The sequence below is a fragment of the Ideonella sp. P3_A4 genome (genome assembly GCF_056403075.1).
On the sequence record NZ_JBFUGE010000871.1, the window covers coordinates 1 to 2,054 of the forward strand.

The 2,054-nt window shown below is 68.8% G+C and carries 3 protein-coding genes; 1 reads left to right on the forward strand and 2 read right to left on the reverse strand.

What is annotated here, in order from left to right; all coding sequences use genetic code 11:
• Window positions 1-75 precede the first annotated feature (75 nt).
• Window positions 76-519, forward strand: coding sequence for a hypothetical protein (locus AC1DYI_RS33870; RefSeq protein ID WP_477208493.1), 444 nt, complete (start codon window positions 76-78; stop codon window positions 517-519).
• Here AC1DYI_RS33870 and AC1DYI_RS33875 read toward each other — a convergent pair.
• Window positions 510-1,178: a histidine phosphatase family protein gene (locus tag AC1DYI_RS33875; RefSeq protein WP_477208494.1), complete on the reverse strand. Its 669-nt coding sequence runs from the start codon at window positions 1,176-1,178 to the stop codon at window positions 510-512. The genes AC1DYI_RS33870 and AC1DYI_RS33875 overlap by 10 nt on opposite strands.
• Window positions 1,179-1,252: 74 nt before the next feature.
• On the reverse strand, window positions 1,253-2,054 hold an 802-nt coding region (locus AC1DYI_RS33880; RefSeq protein ID WP_477208495.1), incomplete at its 5' end, for an extracellular catalytic domain type 1 short-chain-length polyhydroxyalkanoate depolymerase.

Here is a 2,054-nt window from a genome sequence, read left to right on the forward strand (position 1 = left end):
AGCCTAGACTGCGCCCGCTCTGGACGGCCACGCGGCCGCGATTTRTGCGTTARCAGGCCCCTAGAGGGAGCCTTGATGAACGACACCACCATCCCCACCCCCGCTGCCGATCCGGTCGTGCAATCCGCCGCCCGCTGGTTCTGGTGGATCGCCGGCCTGTCGCTGGTCAACGCCGTGCTGTTCTACAGCGGCAGCAACGTCAACTTCGTCGTCGGCCTGGGCATGACGACGCTGGCCACGATGCTGTTCGCTGATAACTTGCCCATCGCGCTGGGATTGGCCGGCCTGACGATCGGCTTCTACGTGCTGATGGGCTGGCAGGCGCAACGGCCGCGCCTGTGGGCCTTCTACCTCGGCGTGCTGGTCTATGCGCTGGACGCGCTGATCTACATGAAGATCGAAGACTGGATGTCGGTCGGCTTCCACGGCCTGGCGATCTTCTTCATCGCCAAGGGCATCGTGCGAGCGCACGAGCTGGGCCGCGCGGCCCCGCCGGCTGCCGCTACGCCTCAGGCGTAGGTCACCCAGTCCGCCAGTTCCGGCTTGTGCAGGTGCGGCAAGCCGTTGAAGCTCAGCAGGCTGTGGCGCTTCGGGTTGGCGATGAACTCGGTGACCGAGCTGTTGCGGATGCGCAGGTTCAGGTCCACCACCGCCTCGGGCGCCAGCCCCAGCACCAGGCCGACCGCCGTTGAGATCGGGCCGCCACTGGAGACGATCAGCACGTCTTCATCGGCCCGTTCGCGCGCCCGCGCCAGCGCGGTCCCCACACCCGCAGAAAAATCGCTGAAGGTCGGCATGCCGGCCGGTGCGCTGCGGCCCTGCATCCAGGCGACCAGGCCGTCGCGCAACAGACGAAAGTGCTGGCGCACGGCTTCGGGTGAATCGGGCTTGGGCACCTGGCCGCTGTAGACGGCGCGCACCACCGCTTCGGGGTCGTATTCGTTCAGGCCCGGCCAGACCTCGGGCTCGAGCCGCTGGCCCAGGCCTTCGGCGATGCCTTCGTAGGTCTCGCGGTGTCGGCGCAGGCTGCCGGTCAGCACGGTGCTGAAGCGCAGGTTCATGCTGCGAAAGTGCTCGCCGAGCGCGCGGCACTGTCGGTGGCCGAGCTCGCTCAAGCGGTCGTAGTCGTGGCTGCCAAAAGAGGCCTGGCCGTGGCGAACGAGGTAGAGCGTGCCCATGGGCTGGATTGTCCGGCGCGGCGTGCGTTGTGCCTGTCTCCGCGGCGACGCCAGCGCCCCGACTGCAGCAGCGGCTACTTCGAATGCCGCTTGAAGAAGCCCCAGATCTCGTCGGTGGCGTTCAATGCGGTGCTGGGTGTCGCGCCCAACCGGCTGCCGCGCTCGCCGCCCGGCCACGCGTGGGGATGGTCGGCCAGCACCAGCAACTCGACATCGCGCCCCGCCGGGCAACGGTAGCGGGTGCGCTGCACCACGCCTTGGGTCGTGACCTCGGGCGCGCCGGTGCAACCATCGGCAGTTGCCCAAAAGCTCGCTTGCGCGGTGGCGGGCAAGGGGTGCGCACCATCCCACGCGTTGGCGAAGCGCCCGCCGGGCGTGCCACCGGCCAGCGGCACCGAGGTGTCGAGCGCGCCGTTGATCATCAGCGCCGACACGCCTTGYGCCGGCTTCTTCTCGTCGCCGAACAGCGCCGCGACGACCGGCGCGATGGCAGCCAGCTTGTCCGGCAGCTCGATGCCCAACCGGTGGCTCATCATCCCGCCGTTGGAAATGCCCGTCGCGTAGACCCGCTTGGCGTCGACCGGGTAGTCCACCACCAGCTTGTCGATCAATGCGCGGATGAAGCCGACATCGTCGACCTGGCGCTGCAGCGCCTGGCCGCAGCAGTGGCCGGCATTCCAGGTCAGCAGGTGGTTGCCCAGGCGGCCGGTGCCTTCGGGGTAGACAACGACGAAGCCTTCGCGCTGGCCGACGGCGGTGAAGCCCGTCGTCCTTTCGGTGATGGCCGCATCACCACCCCCGCCGTGCAGCACCAGCACCACGGGCCAGCGTTGGCCGGCGGGAGGCGCGGTCGATGGCAAGCGCACCACATAGCCG

What these genes read in the sequence shown, in the direction of transcription:
- AC1DYI_RS33870 (WP_477208493.1), top strand. Translation starts at nt 76, where the DNA reads ATGAACGACACCACCATCCCCACCCCCGCTGCCGATCCGGTCGTGCAA.
- AC1DYI_RS33875 (WP_477208494.1), bottom strand. Translation starts at nt 1,178, where the DNA reads ATGGGCACGCTCTACCTCGTTCGCCACGGCCAGGCCTCTTTTGGCAGC.